21 protein-coding genes are annotated in these 23,908 nt (G+C 66.6%); 10 read left to right on the top strand and 11 right to left on the bottom strand.

From position 1 onward, the window contains the following. Positions 1-10 precede the first annotated feature (10 nt). Together recG and C7446_RS00100 are read right to left on the bottom strand one after the other, a co-directional pair. The gene (recG, locus tag C7446_RS00105) at positions 11-2,113 is read right to left on the bottom strand and encodes an ATP-dependent DNA helicase RecG (protein WP_121170104.1); all 2,103 of its coding nucleotides are present in this window, start codon (positions 2,111-2,113) and stop codon (positions 11-13) included. Beyond that, positions 2,110-3,030, bottom strand: coding sequence for a hydrogen peroxide-inducible genes activator (locus tag C7446_RS00100; protein ID WP_121170102.1), 921 nt, complete (start codon positions 3,028-3,030; stop codon positions 2,110-2,112). The genes recG and C7446_RS00100 overlap by 4 nt, the downstream gene beginning before the upstream one ends. Positions 3,031-3,125: 95 nt before the next feature. On the opposite strand from C7446_RS00100, the gene C7446_RS00095 reads away from it, so the two are divergent. Next, a complete protein-coding gene (locus C7446_RS00095; RefSeq protein WP_121170963.1) occupies positions 3,126-4,004 on the top strand; it encodes an SDR family oxidoreductase in 879 nt (292 codons plus the stop codon). A 48-nt stretch (positions 4,005-4,052) separates the two neighbouring features. On the opposite strand, the gene C7446_RS00090 is transcribed toward C7446_RS00095, so the two are convergent. The 6 genes from C7446_RS00090 to C7446_RS00065 form a co-directional block, all read right to left on the bottom strand. Further along, complete coding sequence (locus tag C7446_RS00090; RefSeq protein ID WP_121170100.1) at positions 4,053-4,442, bottom strand: RidA family protein; 390 nt, start codon at positions 4,440-4,442, stop codon at positions 4,053-4,055. A gap of 85 nt (positions 4,443-4,527) precedes the next feature. After that, positions 4,528-6,654, bottom strand: a complete 2,127-nt coding sequence (locus C7446_RS00085; RefSeq protein ID WP_121170098.1) for a RelA/SpoT family protein — start codon at positions 6,652-6,654, stop codon at positions 4,528-4,530. A gap of 27 nt (positions 6,655-6,681) precedes the next feature. Further along, on the bottom strand, positions 6,682-6,948 hold the full coding sequence (gene rpoZ, locus C7446_RS00080; RefSeq protein ID WP_121170096.1) for a DNA-directed RNA polymerase subunit omega: 267 nt from the start codon (positions 6,946-6,948) through the stop codon (positions 6,682-6,684). Between the two features lie 143 nt (positions 6,949-7,091). Next, entirely contained in the window at positions 7,092-7,760 is a 669-nt protein-coding gene (gmk, locus tag C7446_RS00075; protein WP_121170094.1) for a guanylate kinase, read from the bottom strand. Between the two features lie 148 nt (positions 7,761-7,908). Then, on the bottom strand, positions 7,909-8,643 hold the full coding sequence (locus C7446_RS00070; protein WP_121170092.1) for a glutathione S-transferase: 735 nt from the start codon (positions 8,641-8,643) through the stop codon (positions 7,909-7,911). A gap of 111 nt (positions 8,644-8,754) precedes the next feature. After that, on the bottom strand, positions 8,755-10,152 hold the full coding sequence (locus tag C7446_RS00065; protein ID WP_121170090.1) for an aminotransferase-like domain-containing protein: 1,398 nt from the start codon (positions 10,150-10,152) through the stop codon (positions 8,755-8,757). A 112-nt stretch (positions 10,153-10,264) separates the two neighbouring features. On the opposite strand from C7446_RS00065, the gene C7446_RS00060 reads away from it, so the two are divergent. From C7446_RS00060 to C7446_RS00040, 5 genes are all read left to right on the top strand, one after another. Beyond that, on the top strand, positions 10,265-10,993 hold the full coding sequence (locus C7446_RS00060) for an alanyl-tRNA editing protein (protein ID WP_121170088.1): 729 nt from the start codon (positions 10,265-10,267) through the stop codon (positions 10,991-10,993). Further along, a complete protein-coding gene (locus tag C7446_RS00055; protein WP_121170086.1) occupies positions 10,990-11,592 on the top strand; it encodes a LysE family translocator in 603 nt (200 codons plus the stop codon). The genes C7446_RS00060 and C7446_RS00055 overlap by 4 nt, the downstream gene beginning before the upstream one ends. A 39-nt stretch (positions 11,593-11,631) precedes the next feature. Beyond that, positions 11,632-13,056, top strand: a complete 1,425-nt coding sequence (locus C7446_RS00050; RefSeq protein WP_121170084.1) for an MATE family efflux transporter — start codon at positions 11,632-11,634, stop codon at positions 13,054-13,056. A 144-nt stretch (positions 13,057-13,200) separates the two neighbouring features. After that, entirely contained in the window at positions 13,201-13,899 is a 699-nt protein-coding gene (locus C7446_RS00045; protein ID WP_121170082.1) for an SDR family NAD(P)-dependent oxidoreductase, read from the top strand. A gap of 159 nt (positions 13,900-14,058) precedes the next feature. Further along, positions 14,059-15,387 (top strand): MATE family efflux transporter, encoded by a 1,329-nt coding sequence (locus tag C7446_RS00040; RefSeq protein WP_121170080.1) that lies wholly within the window; start codon positions 14,059-14,061, stop codon positions 15,385-15,387. Positions 15,388-15,411: 24 nt separating this feature from the next. Here the strand turns inward: C7446_RS00040 and C7446_RS00035 are convergent, their stop codons facing one another. Continuing rightward, positions 15,412-16,242, bottom strand: a complete 831-nt coding sequence (locus C7446_RS00035) for an inositol monophosphatase family protein (protein ID WP_121170078.1) — start codon at positions 16,240-16,242, stop codon at positions 15,412-15,414. A gap of 216 nt (positions 16,243-16,458) precedes the next feature. On the opposite strand from C7446_RS00035, the gene C7446_RS00030 reads away from it, so the two are divergent. Together C7446_RS00030 and C7446_RS00025 are read left to right on the top strand one after the other, a co-directional pair. After that, positions 16,459-17,589, top strand: coding sequence for an NADH:flavin oxidoreductase (locus C7446_RS00030; RefSeq protein WP_121170076.1), 1,131 nt, complete (start codon positions 16,459-16,461; stop codon positions 17,587-17,589). Between the two features lie 74 nt (positions 17,590-17,663). Continuing rightward, positions 17,664-17,972 carry an ArsR/SmtB family transcription factor gene (locus C7446_RS00025; protein ID WP_245977573.1) on the top strand — a complete coding sequence of 103 codons (309 nt, stop codon included), beginning with the start codon at positions 17,664-17,666 and terminating at the stop codon, positions 17,970-17,972. A gap of 23 nt (positions 17,973-17,995) precedes the next feature. Here the strand turns inward: C7446_RS00025 and C7446_RS00020 are convergent, their stop codons facing one another. After that, positions 17,996-18,760, bottom strand: a complete 765-nt coding sequence (locus C7446_RS00020) for a glutathione S-transferase family protein (RefSeq protein WP_121170072.1) — start codon at positions 18,758-18,760, stop codon at positions 17,996-17,998. 622 nt (positions 18,761-19,382) lie between these two features. Between C7446_RS00020 and C7446_RS00015 the strand changes: the two genes are divergently transcribed. After that, positions 19,383-19,748 (top strand): hypothetical protein, encoded by a 366-nt coding sequence (locus tag C7446_RS00015; protein ID WP_121170070.1) that lies wholly within the window; start codon positions 19,383-19,385, stop codon positions 19,746-19,748. Positions 19,749-19,759: 11 nt separating this feature from the next. Further along, positions 19,760-21,841, top strand: a complete 2,082-nt coding sequence (locus C7446_RS00010) for a pyrroloquinoline quinone-dependent dehydrogenase (protein WP_121170068.1) — start codon at positions 19,760-19,762, stop codon at positions 21,839-21,841. Between the two features lie 85 nt (positions 21,842-21,926). Here C7446_RS00010 and C7446_RS00005 read toward each other — a convergent pair whose 3' ends face one another. After that, positions 21,927-23,765: a Bcr/CflA family efflux MFS transporter gene (locus C7446_RS00005; protein WP_121170961.1), complete on the bottom strand. Its 1,839-nt coding sequence runs from the start codon at positions 23,763-23,765 to the stop codon at positions 21,927-21,929. Positions 23,766-23,908: the final 143 nt, after the last annotated feature.

The raw sequence follows: 23,908 nt of genomic DNA, 5'->3' as shown, positions 1-23,908 counted from the left end.
GGAGGCGCCGCTACACCTGCCCGTAGCGGTTGGCCTCCTCGCCCAGCCAGCGCCGGATCAGCGGTTCGACCGCATCGGGCGCCTGCTCGAGCAGGGCGTCGGCGAGTTCGCGCACCGGCTCGAGCAGATCGCGATCGCGGGTGAGATCGGCGATGTGCATGCCCACCAGCCCGGTCTGACGGGTGCCCAGCACCTCACCGGGGCCGCGCAGGGCGAGATCGCGCTCGGCGATGCGAAAGCCGTCGTTCGATTCGCGCAGCACCCCCAGCCGCTCGCGGGAGTGCTCGGAGAGCGGCGGATGATAGAGCAGCACGCAGAAGCTCTCGGTCGAGCCGCGCCCCACCCGGCCGCGCAGCTGATGCAGCTGGGCCAGTCCGAGCCGCTCGGGGTTCTCGATGATCATCAGGCTGGCATTGGGCACGTCGACGCCGACCTCGATCACCGTGGTCGCCACCAGCAGGTCGAGCTCGCCCTCCTTGAAGGCGTTCATCGTCGCGGTCTTCTCGGCGGTCTTCATGCGCCCGTGTACCAGGCCGACGCTGAAGCCCTCCAGCGCCTCGACCAGCGCCTCGTGGGTGGCCTCGGCGGCCTGGCAGGTCAGCGCCTCGGACTCCTCGATCAGGGTGCAGACCCAGTACGCCTGGCGGCCGTCGCGGCACGCCTCGCGGATGCGCTCGATGACCTCGGGACGACGCTCGTCGCTGATCGCCACCGTCTTCACCGGCGTGCGCCCGGGCGGCAGCTCGTCGATCACCGAGACATCGAGATCGGCGTAGGCGCTCATCGCCAGGGTCCGCGGGATCGGGGTGGCGGTCATGATCAGCTGATGGGGGGTCAGGCCGCCGCCGCCGCCGACGCTCTGCTCGCCCTTCTGGCGCAGCGCCAGGCGCTGATGCACGCCGAAGCGGTGCTGCTCGTCGATCACCGCCAGCCCCAAGCGGTGGAAGTGGACATCCGCCTGGAAGAGGGCGTGGGTGCCGACCACGATCTGCGCCCGGCCCTCGGCGATGGCGGCCTTGGCATCGAGCCGGGCACGCCCCTTGAGGCGACCGGCGAGCCAGGCCACTTCCAGTCCCAGCGGTTCGAACCATCCCTTCAGGGTGCGATGGTGCTGCTCGGCGAGCAGTTCGGTGGGAGCCATCAGCGCGGCCTGGCAACCGCCGCTGACCGCGGCCAGCATTGCCATCGCCGCCACCACCGTCTTGCCCGAGCCGACATCCCCCTGCACCAGCCGCAGCATCGGCGCCCGGCGGGTCATGTCGAGGCCGATCTCGCCGAGCACGCGGCGCTGGGCGCTGGTCAGCGAAAAGGGCAGCGCGGTCAGAAAACGGGCGGCCAGCGCCCCGTCGCGTGGCAGCGCCGGGGCGGAGTCATGCTGAATGTGGCGGCGGATCTGGCGCAGACTGAGCTGATGCGCCAGCAGTTCCTCCAGCGCCAGCCGGCGCTGGGTGGGGTGCTGCCCGGCAGCCAGCGTCTCCAGCGGTGCATCGGGCGGCGGATGATGCAGATAGCGCAGCGCTTCCGCCAGTCCCGGCAGCCGGAAGCGGGCCCGCAGCGCCTCGGGAATCAGTTCGGTGAGCCGCTCGGGATGCTCGTCGAGCTGCGTCAGTACCTGATCGATCAGCCCGCGCAGGCGCGGCTGGGTCAGCCCCTCGGTGGTGGGGTAGATCGGCGTCAGGCTCTCTTCGCTGGCGGTCTCGGCGGTATCCTGCCGGCCGAGCAGGCGGTACTCCGGATGATAGAACTCCACCCCGGTACTGCCGGTGCGGGCCTCGCCGAACAGGCGCAGCCGGCTGCCCGGGGAGAACTGCTGCTGCTGGGCGGGAGAGAAGTGGAAAAAGCGTAGCGAAACGATGCCGGTGGCATCCCTGAGCCGCACCAGCAGGCTGCGGCGGCGGCCCTGGACCACGCTGGCGGCGGTGATTTCGCCCTCGATGACCACCTCGGCACCGGCCCGCACCTCGCCGATCGGCGTGACCCGGGTACGATCCTGGTAGCGCAGCGGCAGATGAAAGAGCAGATCCTCCGGCGCGGTGATGCCCAGCCGCGCCAGCCGTTCGGCCATGCTGTCGCCGACGCCGGTCAGCGCGGTGACGGAGCGGGTTTCGCTCATGCGGCCTGCATGTTCGCCATCTGACACTGATCGATGGCCCGGATCAGGGCATCGATCGCCTTGGGTCGGGGGAAGCTGGCGCGCCATGCCATGGCGACCGTGCGCCCGGGCGCGGGATCCCGGAACGGCCGGCTCTCCAGCAGGCCGCTGCCGTAGTGATCGGTGCCCATCGCCGAGTGCGGCAGGACCGTGATGCCCAGCCCCGAGGCCACCATGTGGCGGATGGTCTCCAGCGAGCCGCCCTCGGCCACCAGCGGGTTCTCGGGGTGACTGAGCTGGGAGTTGATCGCCGGGCAGGCCTCGAGGATCTGATCGCGGAAGCAGTGTCCCTCTCCGAGCATCAAAAGCCGCTCCTCGAGCAGCCACTCCTTGTCGATCGCGCTTTTTTCCAGCCATTTGTGGCCGGCCGGCAGCAGCACCTCGAAGGGTTCCTCGTAGAGCGCGCGGGTCAGCACGTCGGGCTCGTTGAACGGCAGCGCGACGATGATCACGTCGAGCTCGCCCGACCGCAGCCGCCGGCGCAGCTCGCCGGTCAGGCTCTCCTCGATGTACAGCGGCATCTGCGGGGCCTGCTCGGCCAGCGCCGGGATCAGATGCGGGAAGAGATAGGGCCCGATGGTGTAGATGGCGCCGATGCGCAGCGGACTGGAGAGCTGGTCCTTGCCTTCGCTGGCGAGCTCGCGAATGGTATTGGCCTGTTCCAGTACTCGCCCGGCCTGGTCGACGATACGCTCGCCCAGCGGGGTGACCTGAACGGTGGATTTGCTGCGCTCGAACAGCGCCACGCCCAGTTCGTCCTCGAGCTTCTTGACCGCTACGGAGAGGGTCGGCTGGGAGACGAAGCAGCGCTCGGCGGCGCGGCCGAAATGGCGCTCCTGAGCCAAGGTTACGATGTAGCGGAGTTCTGTTAAAGTCATGACCTGGACCCGAGGCGTCACTTGAGACAGGGAAAGGTTATCATCTTCCGGAATCGTGCGTTGTCATGATCCTGCTGGCAAGGAGCTGGATGAAAGTGAACAGGACCATCCTCATACTGGGTTGTGGCGACGTGGGCACCGCACTGGGTCACCTGCTCGTCAAGCAGGGTCACCGCGTGATCGGTGTCCGTCGCAACAGCATCGCAGCACTGGCCGATACCGGCATCGAGGGCGTCGCCCTCGATGTCAATGCGCCGGGCGCGCTGGAAACGCTGCCCGATGCGGACATCATAGTATATGCCATCAGTGCCGACCGGTTCGAAGAAAAGGCCTATCAGACGGCCTATGTTGACGGTCTGACCGCAACCCTTGCGCACTTCGAGGCCCGCGCCCGGGCACCGCAGCACGTCTTCTTCGTCTCCTCGACCTCGGTCTACGGTCAGCAGCAGGGCGAGACGGTCAACGAGGAGAGCCCGCTGGAGCCCGCCAGCTTCTCCGGCCAGCGCCTGATCGAGGCCGAGCAGCGGCTGGCACAAAGCCCGCTGCCCGGGACCACGGTCCGTTTCTCCGGCATCTACGGCCCGGGCCGCGAGCGGCTGATCGGCCAGGTGCGGGAAGGCCGCATTGCCCCTGCCACGCCGGTGATGTACTCCAACCGCATTCACCGCGATGACTGTGCCGGCGTGCTGGATTTCCTGATCCGGCGGGTGTTCGAGGGCGAGCCAGTGGCGCCGGTCTATCTCGCCAGCGACCGTGAATCGGCGCCGCTGCACGAGGTCATGAAGTGGCTGGCGCGGCAATTGAAGGTCGAACCCGACAGCGAGATCCAGTCGCCGCTGCGCCGACGGGCCAGCAAGCGCTGCGACAGCAGCCGGCTGATCGAGACCGGCTACCGCTTTTGCTATCCCACCTTCCGCGAGGGCTACGAGGATATCCTGCGCCAGGGCGGCTTCATGCCTGCCCGGCAGGCCTGACGCCGGCCGCGCCGGCGCTTCGATCCGGCGCGGCGCAGGTCGGGCCGCTCAGTCACCCAGCAGCATGATGCCTTCCGCCTCGACCTGGCTGCCGCGGGGCAGCGCCTTGACGCCGACGGCGGCACGGGCCGGATACGGCTCGTCGAAGTACTCTTCCATGATCTGATTGACCTTGGAGAAGTTGTCGAGGTCGGTGAGATAGAGGTTGAGCTTGACCACATCGGAGAGCGAGCCGCCGGCTTCGTGGCAGACGGCTGCCATGTTGTCGAAGACCTGGCGGGCCTGCAGTTCGATGTCGCCGCCCACCAGTTCCATGCTCTCGGGATCGAGCGGGATCTGGCCCGACAGATAGATGGTGTTGCCGGCCTTGATCGCCTGCGAGTAGGGGCCGATGGCGGCCGGGGCACGGTCGGTATGAATGGCAGCTCGATTGCTCATGGGACGCTCCTGAAAGACGCCTGAAAGACGCCGCCCGTCATCGTCGGTGGCGGGCGGCATGCGCGATGATGGGCCGGTTGCCGCTTCACTGCTGAACACGGGCGACCCGGCTGACATGACTGAGATTGCGCAGACGCCGGATGATGGTTGCCAGATGGTTGCGGTTGCGTACCGCCAGCGTCAGATTGACGAGCGACAGCCGCTCGTCGCGTTCCTCGATGCCGATGCGCTCGATATTGGCCTCGGCATCGGTGATCAGGCTGGCCAGCTCGGCAATCAGGCCCCGCCGGGTCTCGATCTCCAGCCGCAGGCCGACCGGGAAATCGCCCTCGACATGCTCCGACCACTGAATGGGCAGGCACTTTTCGGGGTCCTGGTGGCACTCGCCGAGATTGGGGCAGTCGTGGCGGTGCACGACCATGCCGCGTCCGGCACTGAGATGACCGATGATGCGATCGCCCGGCAGCGGATAGCAGCAGCGGGCGAAGTCGATCACCATGTTGCGCGCGCCGCTGATGGCGATCGGCCCGCTGCCCTGCACCGCCGAACCGCTCTCGTCGGCATGCTCGTCACAGACCAGCCGGTGCACCACGCTCTGCACGGTACGGGTGCCCAGACCGATACTGTCGAGCAGATCGTCGAGGGTTTCCAGTCCGAAGGTATCCAGTGCGCTGTCGATGCGCCGCGGCGGCAGCTCGTCGAGCCGGGTATCGAACTGCGCCAGCGACTGGTTGAGCAGCCGGCGGCCGAGCGTGATGGAGTCGCTGCGCTGCTGGTTCTTGAGGAAGTGACGCACCGCCGAGCGCGCCTTGGCCGTCACCACGAAGGAGAGCCAGGCCAGGTTCGGCCGGGCGCCGGGCGCGGTGATGATCTCGACCGTCTGGCCGCTCTGCAGTGGCGTCGACAACGGCGCCAGGTGGCGGTCGATGCGACAGGCGATGCAGCTGTTGCCGATATCGGTGTGCACCGCATAGGCGAAGTCGACCGCGGTGGCCCCTCCCGGCAGCTCCATGATGTCGCCGCGCGGGGTGAAGACATAGGTGTCGTCGGGGAACAGGTCGTTCTTGACGTGCTCGATGAACTCCAGCGGATTGCCGGCGTGGCGCTGCATCTCGAGCAGGCCGCGCACCCATTCGCGCGCCCGGGCGTGGCTGCCCATGGCGATCGGCCGATCGGTCTGGCCGGCCTTGTAGAGCCAGTGCGCGGCGACGCCGTTGTTGGCCATCGCCTCCATCTCGCGGGTGCGGATCTGCACCTCGATGGGGATGCCGTTGCTGCCGAACAGGGTGGTGTGCAGGCTCTGATAGCCGTTCGCCTTGGGGATCGCGATGTAGTCCTTGAAGCGCCCGGGCACCGGCTTGTAGAGATTGTGCACCGCGCCGAGGATGCGATAGCAGGTATCGACCCGATCGGTGATGATGCGAAAGCCGAACACGTCCATCAGTTCGTTGAACGAGCGCTGCTTGTCGCGCATCTTGCGATAGATCGACAGCAGATGCTTCTGGCGGCCGATCACCGTGCCCGGCAGCTCCTCGTCATCGAGGCACTTCTGCAGCGTGCTCTGGATGTGTCGCACCATCGAGCGGCGATGGCCGCGCGCCCGGGTGACGGCGCGCTGGATACGCTTGGCGCGCATCGGGTGGATCGCCTGGAAGGAGAGATCCTCCAGCTCGACGCGGATGGTGTTGATCCCCAGCCGGCTGGCGATGCGGGCGTAGATCTCCAGCGTCTCGCGGGCGATGCGACGCTTCTTGTCCGGCCTGAGCGCTCCCAGGGTGCGCATGTTGTGCAGCCGGTCGGCGAGCTTGACGATGATCACGCGGATATCGCGTGACATCGCCATCACCATCTTCTGGAAGTTCTCCGCCTGGGCGACCGCCTTGTCCTCGAAGGTGATCTGGGTCAGCTTGGAGACACCGTCGACCAGCTCGGCCACCTCCTCGCCGAACTGGCGGGTCAGGGCGTCCTTGGTGATGCCGGTGTCCTCGATCACGTCATGCAGCATGGCGGCCATCAGGCTCTGATGGTCCATGTGCATGTTGGCGAGGATGTTGGCCACCGCCAGCGGATGGGTCACATAGGGTTCACCGGAGCGACGTCGCTGGCCGTCGTGCGCCTGTTCGGCGTAGTAGAAGGCGCGTTTGACCTGCGCAATCTCCTCGGCGCTGAGATAACCGTCGAGTCGATCGGCAAGGTCGTCAATGGTGAACATGATGGGCGGCTGCCTCGATCGGCTTGATCAGGCCTCGACGTCGGATTCCGGGCTCTGGGCGGCGCGCTGCTGCTGGGTCGGCATGGCCTCCACGGGCTCGTCGAGCACGCTGGCATCGACATGGCCGGCGGCGATTTCGCGCAGCGCCATCACGGTCGGCTTGTCGTTCTCCCAGGCCAGTTCGGAGTTGCGCGAACCGCGCGCCAGCTGACGCGCCCGCCGGGTAGCGACCATGACCAGCTGGAAACGGTTATCAACGTGGTCGAGACAATCTTCTACGGTAACGCGTGCCATGGAATCTACCTGCTGATCGGAACGTGAACTGTCGGTTCAGCCATGACCATCGGATCGGGCAGGCGAACCGGAACGAATCGTGGGGTCGGTAATCAGGGAGCCGGCCAATGATGCACTACCGACCCACAAGGGGGAGATCGAGTTTACCTGTCCGGCTCGTCGGCTGACAAGAGTTCGGCCAGAAGCGGACCGTGTTGCGTGCGAACCCGGGTCAATCGCGTGCGTTCGGCACGGATCAGGTGTTCCAGCTCATCGACGGCGGTGGCGAAATCGTCGTTGACGATGAGATGGTCGTACTCGTCGTAGTGAATCATCTCGCTGACCGCATCGCGCATCCGGCGTTCGATGATGCCGGGTGCATCCTGCCCCCGGCTGGAGAGGCGTTCGTGCAGCGCCTGGCGCGAGGGCGGCAGGATGAAGATCGAGACCGCCTCGGGCAGCTGTTCGCGTACCTGACGGGCGCCCTGCCAGTCGATCTCGAGGATGACGTCCTCGCCCGCGGCCAGCCGCTTCTCCACCTCCGGGCGCGAGGTGCCGTAGTGGCGATCGAACACCCAGGCGTGCTCGAAGAACTCGCCCCGGGCGATCATCGCTTCGAATTCGGCTTCGCTGACGAAGTGATAGTTGATGCCGTCGGCCTCGCCGGGGCGCATGTTGCGCGTGGTATGCGACACCGAGACGCCGAGCCGGTCAACCCGCTCGACCAGGGCGCGCACCAGCGAGGTCTTGCCGGCACCGGAAGGGGCGGAGACGATGAACAGCGTCCCCCGGGCGAGATGATCGTGCTGCCGCGAATAGGCATCCTGGGCCATGATGACGGTTCGCCTGAATGACTGAAATGGGGCGCATTATGGCACAGTGGCGCCGGCTCTCCCATGCACCCGGAGGCCGGCGCCGGGCACTGGCCGCAGCGGAGCTCGGCCCCGGCCACCACGCCGGGGACGGGTGCTGCGCCGGGGCCTACCCGTCGCTGTCCAGCTCGGGATAGTGCCGGAAGAGGCCCTCCTCGCTGAACGGCTGGCGCCGATCGGAGGCGAGGTACTCGGCAATGCGGGGAATGTCCCGGACGCGGTCGTGCAGGGCGATGACGCGGGGCGCCTCCTGCTCGGCCTCGGCCATGGCGTTGGGCAGGGCGTAGCGCAGCCCCTCGACCACGTGGAACAGCGACAGGTCGACGGTGGTCAGCGTCTCGCCCACCAGATGGCGCTCGCCGGCGGGATTGTCGATCAGCACCCGCTCGAAATAGCCGAGGAACTTCGGCAGCCGCTCGCTGATGAACTGCCGGGCCCGGCGGGCGGCCTCCTCCTGCTGATCCTCGTAGTACAGTCCCGGCCCCAGCGGGTGGTGGAGGTCATGGGCCTCGGCAGTGAAGTCGGCAATCGTCAGCTGCAGGCCGTGCGCCCACAGTCGGTTCGCTTCGTCGCCCGGCCACAGCCCGAGCCGTGGCCCGAGATACTGCAGGATATTGGCGACATGCGAGATCACCAGTTCACCGGCCTTGAGAAAGGGGGGCGCGAAGGGCGGGAAGTCGGTGACCTCGCCGCCGAGGAAGGTCTCGATTGCGGCGATGCCCCAGCCCTGCTCCTCGGAGCGGTTGCCGACATCGATGTAATCGGCCCCACCGGCCTCGAGGGCCAGCCGGATGAATTCACCGCGCCCCGGGATCTCGGGCCAGTAGTAGAGTTCGTAGCGCATGGGGGAGCCTATCGGGTCACCTTTGGTCAGAGTGCACCTGTCAGATTAGACAGTGCAGCAGTGACAGGCGAATGAACGACGCTCATTGCATGACGCTTGCTCCGACCGGCTTCACAGCGTCTGCCAGGGCGCCGGGTCGGGATGGTGCAGCGCCTCGCGCAGCCGGCTCAGGGCCAGCTCCAGGCTCGCGCTGTCCCGGGCGGCACTGATGCAGATGCGCACGGCCTGGGGGGCCGGCTCGCTGCCCACGCAGAAGGCTTCGGCAGGCGTGATCCATACCTGCCGGCGGGCGAGCTGTTCGAGCAGGGCCGAGGCGCGCCGGCCGACCGGCAGCGGCAGCCAGAGATAGAAGCCGCCGGGCCGGGCGCTGAAGTCGAACTCGCCCAGCAGCTCGCGGGCCAGGGCATGGCGCCGTTCGAGCTCCTGCTGCTGCCACTGCAGCAGCCGATCGGCATCGCCGCTGTCGATCCAGCGACAGACCAGATCGGCAATCAGCGGGGGCGGCATCCAGCTCTGGGTACGAATGGCGGTGGTAATCCGGCCGTGCAGCGCCGGCGGCACCCGCATCACGCCCGAGCGCAGGCCGCCGCCGAGGATCTTGGAGATCGAGAACAGCAGCAGGGTACGCTCCGGCGCCAGCCGGTAAAGCGGCGTGCCGCGCTGCGCGGGCGGCAGATACTGGACGCCGTCCTCGATCAGCCAGAAGTCATGCCGGCGGGCCAGCGCCACCAGCGCTTCGCGACGCGCCTCGGAGAGCTTCACGGTGGTGGGATTGTGATGATCGGGCATCACGTAGAGAGCACGAAACGGCTGACGCTCGCAGCGCCGGGCCAGCGCCTCGACATCGAGGCCCTCGTCATCCACCGGCAGTGCCACCGTGCGCACCCCCAGCTGCTGGGCTGCGCTGATCAGCCCGGGGTAGCTCAGCGCTTCCGCCGCCAGTCGTTCGCCCGGGCCCAGCAGTGCCGCGAGGGCCAGAAAGATGCCGTTCATGCCGCCCTGGTTGATGATCAGCTCCTCGCCGGAGACCGGCATGCCGAGCTTTTGCATCCAGCGGGCGAAACAGTGGCGGTGACTCTCCAGCCCGCCCTCCGGCTGATAGTCGATGGCGTGGCCCAGGGCCTGCGGGTCCTGCTGCATGGCCGCCATGGCGCGCCCGAGCCCGGCCTGGCGCTCGCCGTGCGGCGGCGGCAGCGACAGGCTGAGATCGATCATGTCGTGGTGCTCGGCGACATGCCGAAAGGGGGCCGACAGGCCATCCTTGCCCTGCTTGTCACGCACATAGGTGCCGCTGCCGACGCGCGCCTCCACCAGCCCGTGCCCCTCCACCTCGCCATAGGCCCGGGTCACGGTGCCGAGGGTGACGCCCAGCGCATCGGCCAGGCGGCGCTGTGGCGGGAGCCGGTCACCCGGCCTCAGCTCGCCCGAGGCGATGGCCGCTTCGATGGCCGTCATCAGCTGACGATAGCGGGGACCTTCGCCCGACAGCCGGGGTATCCAGATTGTCATGGTGACAATAAATCCGTTGACGCCTGTAATCCGGGCATTATGCTCGAATTGTCAGTGTTTGAAAGTCCCCGATAGCCCTGAATTGTACCCATACAATCAAGCGGAGTCTCCCATGGCCACCCTTCTGCACTTCCGCGATCACCCTTATCAGTGTCAGCTTGAAGCGATCGTGACCGCGGTCGACGAGACAGGGGTAGTCACCGATCGCACGCTGTTCTACCCCATGGGGGGCGGTCAGCCGGGCGATACCGGGATCTTCGCGACCGCAGACGGTCGCTCGCTGGCCGTCACCGATACCCGCAAGGGCGAAGTCCGGGATGTGGTGCATCAGCTGGCGCCGGGTCATGGGCTGCAGCCGGGTGATCGTCTCACCCAGCAGCTCGACTGGTCGCGCCGCTGGGCGCACATGCGCATGCACAGCGCACTGCATCTGCTGTCGGTGGCGGTGCCCCGCGGGGTGACCGGCGGCAGCATCGGCGCCGACCGGGGGCGGCTCGATTTCGATCTGGGCGAGTTGACGCTCGATAAGGGCGAGCTGAGCGAACGGCTCAATGCGCTGGTGGCCGAAGACCATCCGATCACCAGCGAGTGGATCAGCGAAGCCGAACTCGACGCCCGTCCCGAGCTGGTGAAAACCATGTCGGTGACGCCGCCGCGGGGCGCGGGCGAGATCCGCATGGTGCGCATCGGCGGGATCGACTATCAGCCCTGCGGCGGTACCCATGTGGCCTCGACCGGTGAAATCGGCGTGCTCGAGGTGGCCGGTATCAAGAACCGGGGCGCCCGCAATCGCCGCATTATCCTGCGCTTCACCGAACCGGCAGGCGGAGGTCAGCCATGATCTCGCTGAGCTGGCTGCTGTCGATGATGCTCTTTTCGGTTTCGATGAGCGGTACCCCCGGACCCAACAACGTGATGCTGACCGCCTCGGGGGCGCTGTACGGCTACCGGCGCACGCTGCCGCACATTCTCGGCATCCTGTTCGGCTGCTTCGTGCTGTTTACCCTGATTGGCCTGGGACTGGGTGTGGTGTTTCAGCGCTATCCGCTGATCCAGCAGGGGCTGCGGGTCATCGGCGGTCTCTATCTGCTCTATCTGGCGTGGAAGATCGCCAGCGCCCCGCCTCCCGAGCTGACCGCCCGGGAGGGCGCCCGGCCGCTGACCTTCTGGCAGGCCACCGCCTTCCAGTTCGCCAATCCCAAGGCGTGGGTGATGGGGCTGGCGCTGATTGCCGGTTTCCTGCCGGAGCAGGGCGTGGCCTGGCTCAATGCCGTGCTGCTGGCGGGGCTGATGGAAGTGTTCGCCTTTCCCTGCATCTCCTTCTGGGCGTGCTTCGGCGTGGCGATCGGCCGCTGGCTGACCACGCCCCGGGCGTGGCGCATCTTCAACGGCGTCATGGGGGCCATGACGGCGGCCTGCGTGGGCTTTATCGTGACGTGATGTCAGGTTGTTTCATGCCCCGCTCCGGGAGTGTTCCGCATGCCCCGCGCTACCGGTAGTCCCCTGCTGGAAGGTCCCGTTCTGAAATCGCTGCTCGGACTGGCGGTACCGGTGGTGCTGGCCAATGTGCTGCAGTCGCTCTACCAGCTGATCGACGCCTTCTGGGTCGGTCGGCTGGGAGGTCACGCGGTGGCGGCGGTGTCGGTCTGCTTTCCCATCACCTTCCTGCTGATCGCGCTGGGTTCCGGTCTGGGCGTGGCCGGCTCCACCCTGGTGGCACAGTACATGGGCGCCGGTCAGCACGACATGGTCAATCGGGTGGCGGCACAGACGCTTTTGATGGTGGCGCTGGTCTCGATCGGACTGTCGCTGCTCGGCGAGTGGCTGGCGCCTTCGCTGCTGACCCTGCTCGGGGTGGCGCCGCAGGTCTACGATGGCGCGCTGATCTTTCTGCGCATCTCGCTGGCGGCGATGATCTTCACCTTCGGCTTTGCCATGTTCCAGTCACTGATGCGCGGCATCGGCGAGGTCAGAACGCCGCTCTACATCGTCGCCGGGACGGTGGCGCTCAACGTGATTCTCGATCCGCTGCTGATCTTCGGTTTCGGACCGCTGCCGGGGCTGGGGGTGGGCGGTGCCGCGCTGGCGACCCTGATCACCCAGGCGCTGGCGCTGCTCGTCGGGCTGTGGCTGCTGCTGCGCGGGCGCTGGACGATCCAGCCCACTGCCGGCGACTTCCGCCCGGACTGGGCCTTCATCCGGCGCGCCTTCCGGCTCGGGTTTCCGGCCTCGGTCGAGCTCTCCGCGCGGGCGCTCTCGATGAACGTGATGGTGTTTCTGGTCTCGGGCTTCGGCACCGTTACCATTGCCGCCTACGGGGTGGGCATCAATGTGCTGGGCTTCGTGATCATTCCCGCGCTGGGGCTGTCGATGGCGACGGCGGCGCTGGCAGGGCAGAACATCGGTGCCGGCCAGGTCGAGCGGGCGGCGCGCATCGCCCGGCTGAGTGCACTGATTGCCTTCGTGGCGCTCTCCGTGGTGGGCGTGCTGGTCTTCGCGTTCGCGACCGAGCTGGTGCGCTTTTTCGTCCCCACCGATGAGCAGGTGATCGCTTCCGGCGGCCGCTTTCTGCGCATCGTGGCGCTGACCTTCGGCTTCATGGGACTGCAGATGGCGCTGACCGGCGTCTTTCGTGCCGCCGGCCAGACGCTGGTGGCCATGGTGCTGACGCTGATCTCGCAGTGGGTGCTGCAGTTTCCGCTCGCCTTCGTGCTCTCGCGCGAGGCGGTGCTCGGCCAGAGCGGCATCTGGTGGGCGTTCCCGGTCACCAATGTGGTGATCGCGCTGATCACCATGGCGTGGTTTGCCCGGGGCGACTGGATGCGACAGCGCTTGGCCGCGTCCGAAGAGGACCCGCTGGCCGAACGGGTTACCGAGGAAGTATTCGCCGAGGAGCACCGCTGAAGCGGCTCGCCCCCCATCATCGGCGTAACGCTCATGGCGCTTGAGCAGGGGCGTGACTGGCGCCTTTGCCACCGGACTACTTCACTCAGCGACAGCGGCCTTCGTAGCGAAGGTTGTCTCATCGCAGCCACTGGAGGAGTCGTCATGACGCAGGTATGTGCCATCGTGGGCATGGGGCCGGGCAATGGCCGGGCGCTGGCGCAGCGCTTCACTGGCGAGGGCTGGCAGGTCGCCATGCTGTCGCGCAATGAAGCGCGGCTGAAGCAGTACGAAAGCGAGATTCGCGGCACTCACGCCTACCCCTGGGATGCCGCTGACGGCGAGGATGCCGGTGCGGTGTTCGAGCGCATCCGCGAAGAGCTCGGTGCCATTTCGGTGCTGATCTACAATGCCGGCGCCGGGGTCTTCAAGCGCTTCGACGAGGCCACGCTGGCCGAGTTCGAACAGGTCTGGCGGGTCAACTGCCTGGGGCTGGCTGCCGCGGCGCAGGCGGTGGTGCCGCAGCTGCGTGAGCATGAGCAGGCGAGTCTGATCATTACCGGGGCCTCGGCGGCGCTGCGTGGCCGGGCGGGCACCGCGCCGTTCGCCTCGGCCAAGGCCGCCCAGCGCAGTCTCGCCCAGTCGCTGGCGCGTCAGCTCGGCCCGGAGAACATTCATGTCGCCCATGTGGTGATCGATGGGGTGATCGACATGCCGCGCACCCGCGAGGCGATGCCGGGCAAGGATGATGACTTCTTTCTCGATGCCGGGGCCATCGCCGACAGCATCTGGTTTCTTGCTCATCAGCAGCGCTCGGCGTGGACCTTCGAGCTGGATCTGCGACCGTATGCCGAGCAGTGGTGACCGATGCAAGCGCGCCCGCTGATCGCGGGGTGACCGATCAGGCGTGACAGGCAGGCCCGGTGCCTGCCTTTTTCATGCTGACGGGCTAGACTCTGCGCGCGCAGATTTTTCCGCTACCCGAATTACGGAGGCTATGTGGTATCCGCCGGCACCCGAGAGATGTTCCGCACGCTCTGGCACCAGACGCTCCCGATGGCGATGGGCGTCGCGGCGCTGCTGGGTTTCAATCTGATCGACAGTATCTTCATCGCCCGGCTCGGTACCCGGCCGCTGGCCGCCCAGTCCTTCACCTTTCCGGTGGCGACGGTGATCATCGGGGTTCAGGTCGGGTTCGGGATCGCCATCGCCGCGCTGATCTCGCGCGCCCTGGGCGGCGAGGAGGAAGAGCGCGCCCGCCGGCTGAGCACCCTGCTGCTGTTCGGTTGCAGCGCCTTCATGCTGGGCCTGATGGTGCTGCTCTATCTGCTGGCCCCGGTGATCTTCACGCTGCTGGGTGCCGATCGCGACCTGCTGCCGCTGATCTATGGCTACTGGGGCCCCTGGCTGATGGCAAGCTGGCTGGGCGCGCTGCTCTATCTGGGCTACAGCCTGTTCCGGGCGCACGGCGAGACCCGACTGCCCGGGCGCATGATGGTGCTGACCAGCCTGCTCAACCTCGGTCTCGATCCGATCTTCATCTTCGGCCTCGGCGACTTCGGCGGCTGGGGCCTGCCCGGCGCGGCCTGGGCGACGCTGCTGTCGTTTTTCATCGGCGTGCTGATCCTGGGTCGGCTGCCGGCCCGGCGTGGCTGGCTGAGCACCACCGGCCTGCGGGAAGAGGCGCGCGTCTCGACCCGGCGCTTTCTGGGCATTGCGCTGCCGGCGATGACCTCCCAGCTGCTGCCGGCGGTGTCGGCGCTGGTGGCCACCGCCGTGGTGGCACGGCTGGGTTCGACCGCCGTGGCGGCCTGGGGGCTGGCCGCGCGGCTGGAAACCTTCGTCATCCTGGTGGTGCTGGGCATGACCATGTCGCTGCCGCCCTGGCTGGGGCGCTGCTACGGCGCCGGACACTGGGGCGAGATCCGTCAGCTGATGAATCTGGCCGCCCGGGTGGTGGTGATCTGGCAGCTGCTGCTGGGCATTGTGCTGGCCCTGCTGGCCGCGCCGCTGGCCTCGCTGCTGGCGGGCAACGATGAAGTGCGTGAGCTGCTCACCACGCTGCTGCGTTTTCTGCTGCCGAGCTATGCGCTGCTGGGGATCTGCATGCTGATCGTGTCGGCCTGCAACGCGCTCGGCTGGCCGCGCCGAGCGGTCATGGTGTCGTTCATGCGGCTGTTCGTCTGCTATCTGCCCTGTCTGATACTGGGCAGCTGGCTGGGCGGCTTTGCCGGACTGGCGGCAGGTGCGGCCACCGGCAACCTGCTGGCCGGCGCACTGGCCTGGTGGAGCTATCGCCGGGCGCTCGGCGAGCGGGGCAAGCGCGCCGGAGTGCACGCCGGCACCGCCTAGGGTACCGGCCCCGCGGGCGCCCGGTCAGGCCAGGAAGTCGAACAGCTCGCGCAGCTTCTCCCAGTTCTCCTTCGAGTTGGCCGCCAGCAGCCGCCCCTGATGAATGGTCGGGCGGTAGGGGCGGCTGTCGAGCAGCGCCGAGTAGCCGCCGGCTTCCTCGTGGACCAGCAGCCCCGCGGCGTGATCCCAGGGCATCAGCTTGCCGGTGAGCATGAAATCGACATGGCCGAACGCCATGGTGCGGTACTCGTGACAGGCGCAGCCGAACGCCATCATCCGGGCAAAGTCGGGAAAGAGGGCAGCGAGCTGGTACTGCTGCGGCTTCGGAAAGAGCCGGATCGAGGTCGAGCCCACCATCGCTTCGGTGTTCACGGTGTCGGATACCCGCAGTTGGCGATGCGTGCCATCGGCGCGGCCGAAAAAGGCCCCCTCGCCGCGCCGGGCGGTGATCCAGTCATCCATCACCGGATCGTAGAGCAGCCCGAACACGGTCTCCCCGTGACTGGCCACGGCAATGATGACGCCGAACTGGTTGAGCCCGCGGGCGAAGTTCCAGGTGCCGTCGACCGGGTCGATGATCACCGCCATGTCGGCATCGGCGATACGCTCCAGTTTCGAGGCGTCCTCGGCGACTGCTTCCTCGCCGATGATGGTGGCGTGCGGAAAGGCCCGGGCCACCTCGCGGCTGATGATCGCCTCGGCGCCCTGGTCGGCGTCGGTCACCAGATCGTCCGGCGCACTCTTGGCGCGAATGTCATCGTCTTCCAGATTGCGAAAGCGCGGCAGGATCTCTGCCTTCGCGGCCTGGCGAACGATCTCGATGAGTTGCTGGCAGTCGGTCCGGTCAAGAGGCATGCATCTGTCCTGGCAGTTGGGTGAGGGCGGAACGCGCAAAGGCTTCGGTGTCATTAATACCATAGCGTCGTCGGCCGGGTTTGCCGAACGCCGGGCCGCTCCCCGCAGCATGTAACCGTTGCCGGCCGCCGACGCCGCGTGCCGGCGCTTGGCGAAAGCGCTCTTCTCTGGTTAAATAGATTTATATATTTAAATATATTTTTCAGGAGAGCTGGAATGTCCGAGCTGAATCGGGAGATCGCCGCACCGCTGTTCGAAGGCTTCAGGCTGGGCCGCCTGGCCCTGGCGAACCGGATCGTGATGGCGCCGATGACCCGCAATCGCTCCCCCGGCGGCGTGCCGGACGAAGCGGTTGCCGACTACTATGCCAGTCGCGCCAGAGGTGGCGTGGGGCTGATCATTACCGAGGGCACCCATATCGATCATCCGGGAGCCAACGGCTATCCGGATGTGCCGGCCTTTCACGGCGAGGGGCTGGCGGGCTGGCGGCAGGTGGTGGAACGGGTACATGCCGCCGGAGGGCGGATTGCACCACAGCTCTGGCATGTCGGCCGTGAGCGGCGCCCGGGCACCGAGCCGGATGCTGGTGTACCCGGCTTCGGCCCCATGGCGATCGAGGAGGACGGCGTCGAGGTCGTGCGCGCCATGAGCGAATGGGACATCCAGGAGGTGGTGGCGTCCTTTGCCCGGGCGGCGGCCGATGCCAGAGCGGTCGGTTTTGATGCGCTGGAGCTGCACGGGGCCCATGGCTATCTGATCGATCAGTTCCTGTGGCCGGAGAGCAACCAGCGCACCGATGCCTACGGCGGCAGCCTCGAGAACCGGCTGCGCTTTCCGCTGATGATCGTGCGGGCGGTGCGGGAAGCGGTGGGCCCGGATTTTCCGGTCATCTTCCGCTTCTCCCAGTGGAAGCTCTCCGACTACGACGCCACCCTTGCGGATACGCCCGAGGCCCTGGGGGCCCTGCTCAAGCCGCTGGCCGAGGCGGGTGTGGATATCTTCCATGCCAGCACCCGCCGGATGTGGGAGCCCGGCTTTGCCGGCAGCGACCGCACCCTGGCGGCCTGGACCCGGGAACTGACCGGATGTCCGGTGATCGCGGTGGGCAGCATCGGGCTGGACAGGACCTTTCGGACCGGGCATTTCACCCGTACCGAGGACCCGACCTCGAAAAGCCGGGTGGATATCCGCCAGCTGGCAGAGCAGCGCCGGCGTGGCGATTTCGATCTGATCGCGGTCGGCCGCGCCCTGCTCTCTGACCCCGAGTGGGCCGGCAAGGTGCGCGACGGGGCTCTGACGTCGCTGGCCGATTTCGACCGGAATGCGCTGGACTCGCTGGTGCGCTAGCCTGTCACGGTAATTTCGGCAGCCCGGCTCTCATCGGCGTATGATGGTCGGGTTTTCAGAGTCCGGCTGTGACCATGGATATCAATACCATTCTGAGCGCCCTGGCCAATCCCGTGCGCCTGGACATCCTTTACTGGCTGAAGGATCCGACAGTGCACTTTCCGCCGCAGAAGGCCGGTGCGCCGGAAGGGGGGATCTGTGTCAGTCATATTCGCGAGAAGACCGGGCTCTCCCAGCCGACCATCTCCCTGTATCTCTCCACCCTCTCCCGGGCCGAGCTGGTCAGCTCCCGGCGCGTCGGCCAGTGGACCTACTATCGCTACAACCCCGAGGTGGCGGATGCCTTTCTCGAGGCCCTGGTGCAGCGCCTGCAGAATTCCTGACCGGCTCGGCCGGGACGGTTTTCTCAGGTGCCGGCGAAGGCCGTGTCGAGCTCGAGATAGGGCCCGCTCTGTTCGCGTATGGTGCGCCCCTGCGCGATGACCTCGCGCGAGACCTCGTGAAAGTGGCGCCGCTGCGCCATGTCCTCCAGCCAACGGGCAACCCGCGGATAGCGGTCGAAGCGATATCCCACCACCGCGATCTGATACAGCTCGCAGCCCAGGGCGAGATCGGCCAGCGTCGGCCGGGGATCGCCCGTCACGGTGAGAGGGCTGTCGGCCGGCTGGCGGGCGAAGTGCGCCTCCAGGGTGGCCAGCCCGGCGTTCAGCCCCTCCTGCAGCGGTCGGAGCAGCGTGGCCTGAATCTCGCGCTTGAGCATCGGCTGCGTCAGGTGCAGGTTCATGATGTGGTGAAACATGTCGAAGCGGCGTAGTGCGCCGTGATGCCAGGCCAGCCACTGATCGATCCGGGCAGTGCGATGCGGGTCGCGATCGCCCGGATACCACTGCGCGGCGGTGGCGGTCTCATCGGCGGTGCGGCAGAGATAGCGCATGATCGCCTGGCTTTCGCCCAGCACCGGCGGCCGCGCGTTGCGGGCTGCGGCATCGTCGGGCAGCGCGAGCGCCGGCACGGTCTGCAGCGGGTTGAGCTCGGTGAACCAGGCCGTGCGGGTCGCACCGCCGGCAAAATCGACCTCCTGCCAGGCGTAGTCGCAGGCGAGTTCGCGCAGCAGGATTTCCACGGCCCGGGAGGGTTGCGACAGGCGGTGGGCGTAGAGTGTGGGTTGCATGGCGGCCTCCCCCGGTTGGCTCCGTAGTCAGCGGACAATGGGGGTAGCGTAGTTCGTTCGGCGCGGTCAGCGCAGGGGTGAGATCTCCGGTAACGGGATGAATTTTTGACGAATCATGCCGATTTCCCTGATGTCGGGATCAACAAATCGGCCAGATGGATTACAATGGCCCGCGCAGTGGTCGCCTAAAGTCTCTGTTGACAGCGGCATTACCATCTCCGGACCCTAGGGTCAGCATGCGTTCAGCGCCGGCATGATAGACGGTTTGACGTGGGTTCGGGATGCGACACGATGCCCCTGTCCCGTGACGATATACCGACGATGAAACCGCCATCTGCTTCCCGCCGGGATGGCCGGCGGCGTGCGCATCGGAGTCCATAACGGTCAGAAGTATCGGCATGGTTCGAGGGATCATCTCGCCGGTGGTCTGCCAGCCGGCGTGCTGGTCCGAACCGGTCTTCCCCTGTGCTGGACGGGATCACGCCACCGGAAAGTTCCGGGAGCGGAGATCCCCGTGGTCATCCGGTCCGCTTGCGTTTTTTCCGACCCGCTGCCGGGCCGACTCAGCGTCGATTGGGCAACCATCTGCTTCAAACCGATCTCACAAGGAGAAAATTCAGTCATGTCGCAATCTCGATCGCAAGGATTGGGGGCGATAGTGCTCTTTGCGGCCTCCCTCGTCGGGCTCGCCGTTGCACTTTACGCCTATTTCACCCCACTGACCGGCGTCACCGGGACGCTCGGTGCTCAGGTCGTCATCCTGGTCACCGCAGTGCTCGCCGTCGCAGCGCTGGTGCTGGCAGCAGTGAAGAACCGCGGGCTTCGCATCGTGCTGCGCGTGCTGATCCTGCTGGCTCTGGGGGGCACTTTCGTTGCGTCCCTCCTGCTGCATCAGTGGTGGATCAGTGCCGCCATGGTCGTGGGCCTGATCGGCCTGATCCTCGACATGACCCGCTCCAACAGCGCCACCCGCCCTGCACATTCATGAGGAACCGCCCCATGGCGACAAAGGTACCCGCCGCGCGCCGCTTCGGCATGGCCGCGGCGCTCGCGCTCTGCATTGCGCCTGCTCCGCTGCTGGCCCAGGAACAGCCGCAGCCGACTGAACAGGACAGCGCCGACGCACCATCTGCCCAGCAGAACCAGCAGAACCAGCAGAACCAGCAGAACCAGCAGGACAGTCAGACAGCTGCCTCCCGCCAGCCGATTCCGCTGGTGCCGGAAAAGCCGACCTGGGACAGTTTCCACGGTCAGCTCAACGCCCAGAAGTACAGCCCGCTCAAGCAGATCACCGCCGATAACGTGGGCAATCTGCAGAAGGTCTGGGAGTTTCATACCGGCGATGTCTCCGATGGCACCGGGGATACCCCGGCCACGGTCTGGTCCGCCACACCGATCTTTGCCAACGACACCATCTATGTCGGTACGCCGTTCTATCGGCTGATCGCGCTCGATCCGGGGACGGGTGAAGAGAAGTGGAGCTTCGATACCCAGGCGCCGAAGAAGGCACTCACCCAGCCGGTGCTCAAGAACCGCGGCGTCTCCTACTGGGAAGCCGACAATCCGGTCGAGGGCGAATCCTGTCAGAAGATCGTCTACATGGGCACGGTGGATGCCAAGCTGTATGCCGTGGATGCCGATACCGGCAAGCTCTGCAAGGGCTTTGCTGATAACGGCGTGCTGGATGTCAACAAGTGGAACGACACCAACGCCAAGTGGCCGCTTTCGCTGCTGCAGCCGCCGACCGTGGTCGGTGATCACCTGATCCTCGGCTGGGCCGGCATGGACTGGGTCTATGAACAGGCGCCGCCCGGCACCGTCTGGTCGATCAATGCCCGTACCGGCGAGCGCGAATGGACCTTCAACGCGCTGCCGGAAGACATGCGCCAGACCAGCGGCACCGCCAACATCTGGACGCACATGTCGGCCGACGAGGAGCATGGCCTGGTCTATCTGCCGGTCTCCTCGCCATCGCCGAACTACTGGGGCGGCAACCGCACCGAGAAGGCCCCGCTGGCCACGTCCACCACGGCACTTGATGTCGATACCGGTGAAGTGGTCTGGTCGCGTCAGTGGGTGCACCATGATGTCTGGGACTACGACATCAACTCCGCACCGACGCTGATGAATATCACGGTGGACGGCGAGGAGATCCCGGCGCTGATCCAGGCCACCAAGCAGGGCTTCCTGTTCGTGGTCAATCGCCTGACCGGCGAGGATGTCTGGCCGATCGAGGAGCGTCCGGTGCCCCAGGGTGACGGTTCCGTCCAGGGTGAGCAGCTCGCGCCCACCCAGCCCTTCCCGACCAAGCCCAAGCCGCTGCTGGATCAGTCCGAGAAGCCCGAGGTCTGGGGCCTGGCCGATGCCGTGGGCGGTGGTCAGTGTTCGCGGCTGTGGGACAAGCTGTCGTATGACGGCATGTATACCCCGCCCACCACCAAGGGCGAAGGGGTGATGGCCTATCCCGACAGCTCCGGTGGCGTGCAGTGGGGTGGCGTGGCGTTCGATCCCGAAAGCCAGACCGCGATCGTCAACACCTCGCACATCGTGCAGTACATCAAGCTCTACGAGCGGGCGGCCTATGAACAGGCCGACTCCGGCTCCGGCAACGAGACCGGCTTCTCGCCGCAGAAGGGTGCGCCCTACGGCATGCGTCTGAAGGTGGCGCGCAACTGGCTCGGCATGCCCTGCTGGAAGCCGCCGTTCGGCGAAATGGTGGCGATCGACATGCACACCGGTGACGTGAAGTGGCGCCACCCCGTGGGGGCCTCGCAGCAGTACGGCTTCTTCATGCCCGAAAGCTGGGGCTCGCCGACCATCGGTGGTCCGGCGGTGACTGCCGGTGGCGTCATCTTCATCGGCGCCTCGATGGACGCCAAGGTGCGGGCCTACTCGATGAAGACCGGCGAAGAGCTGTGGTCGGATCAGGCCGAAGCGCCGGCCGTGGCCAACCCCTCGGTCTATGAGTACAAGGGCCGGCAGTACGTGGCCTTCGTGGCCGGTGGCAACACCATCCTGAAGGATCAGGTCGGCGACCAGATCGTGGTCTACGCCCTGCCGAAGGATGGCGAAGACGACTGACGCCTCCGGCGGAAGTCACGCATGACGGGGTGGGCCTGCGGGCCCACCCCGTTTTTTTTGGCCTCCGCCCCGGGGGTCGGCAGGGTCAGCTCTGGCGATGGGTCCGGTATACCGCCACGGCGCTGACCAGACAGCCGGCCGCGGCGAGGGCAATGACCAGCCCCAGCGCCCGGGGCGTGCCATCCGACCAGAGGCCGACCAGCGCCGAGCCGATCACGCCGCTGCCGTACTGGGTCGCCCCGACCAGCGCCGAGACCGCGCCGGCACGGTGCGGAAAGTCCTGCAGGGCGCCGGTGATGGCGTTGGCAATGATGAAGCCGGACATGGCGGTGAACAAGAACAGCGGCACGGCCAGGCCCCACAGGCCGAACCAGCCGGTCTGCGCATTGAGGGCGGTCATCAGCCCCCAGAGCAGGGTGGCCGCGGCGCCGCCCAGCAGCATGCGATTGACGCCGAAGCGACGTACCAGCCGGGCATTGAGCATGTTGGTGATCATGATGCCGACGACGCCGGCGCCGAACAGCAGGCCGTAGAGCCGGGAGGGCACACCGTAGTAGTCGATATAGGCAAACGGCGTACCGGCGACATAGGCAAACATGCCGGCGTAGAAGAAGCCGCCCACGCCGATATGGGCCAGCAGCCGGCGGTTGCCGATCAGCTCGATGTAGCGCCGCAGCGCCCGTCCCGGGGCTTCCTCGCTGCGCCGGGCGGCGGCCAGCGTCTCGGGCAGGGTCATCAGCGCCAGCAGGGCGACCATGCCGATGGCCCCCAGACACCAGAAGATGGCGCGCCAGCCGGCGAGGGCCTCGATCTGACCACCGACGCTCGGCCCCAGCAGGGGGGCGATCGCCATCACGGTCATCAGCGTCGACATCATCTGCGCCGCCCGCTCGCCCTCGAACAGATCCCGCACCATGGCGCGCGACAGCGCCACGCTGGCACAGGCGCCGATGGCCTGGAGCAGCCGCCAGCCGATCAGCGTGGTGGCTGCATCCGCCAGCGCGCAGCCGGCCGAACCGATGATGAACAGCACCAGGCCGATGGCTACCGGCAGGCGACGGCCGTAGCGGTCACTGATCGGCCCCCAGACCAGCTGCGCCAGGCTGAAGCCGATCAGATCGCCGGAGATGAAGGCCAGCGCCCCGCCAAAGGAAATACCACCATTGAACAGCGCCGCCGCCATGGGCACATTGCCCACCGAGCAGACGAAGCTGAACACGGCAACGATCGGACCGATCAGGGCATTTTCAACCATCTGCCAGAGTGTGACCTGATCGCCACCCGACAGAAACAGTGCCTGCCAGAATGCCTTGGGCACCCATACCACGATGATACCGGCCACGATCACGCCGATGGCAATGTCCTTCCAGATCATCGACCAGTCCATGGCAAAATTCGAGGCTGCCATACGCCAGCCATCGAGGCTGAAGATACTCGGTACCCCGGCGTCATCCTCATCCTGCTCGGCGTTTTCCGCCTCCCGTACGCGATTGAACGCTGCTACCGGACCAACAGTCTTCATCAGCAGCGCCATGATTGAAATCAGCAGTATTCCGCCAAGAAACTCGGCCACCACGAACTGCCAGCCCATCAATGACCACAGCACGAAGCCCAGTTCGATGACCAGATTGGTAGCCGCGATCATGAAGGCCAGCGCTGCCGTGATGTGGGCATCGCGCAGGAAGACACTGCGACACATCGCTGCCGCGGCATAGGAGCATGAAGAACTGATGGCGCCAAAGAAGCCGGCCCGGGTGATGGATGCGGCCCCATCGTCACCCATTACCTGCGCCATACGCCGTTTGGGAACGAACGCCTGCACCGCCCCGGAAAGGGCAAAGCCCAGTACCAGGACCCAGAGTATCTTCCAGAACATGCCGGCAATGGTATAAAGGGTATCGCCGATCATTGAAAGCCATTCCATGGTCATGTGCCTCGCTCTGCCTGATTTCCCGCACTCCCTGCATGGGATGGCGGTCTCAATGACCAAGCGCAACACGTGACCCATCAGGTACGGTGTTGCCATGAACCACTGCTATCGCCATCTTTCTGCTGAAGACCGGGCCG

The sequence above is a fragment of the Kushneria sinocarnis genome (genome assembly GCF_003633775.1).
In the GTDB taxonomy this organism is placed as follows: Bacteria; Pseudomonadota; Gammaproteobacteria; order Pseudomonadales; family Halomonadaceae; genus Kushneria; species Kushneria sinocarnis.
Note: the sequence above shows the minus strand (reverse complement) of the source record. Positions and strands in the feature narration are given on the sequence as shown.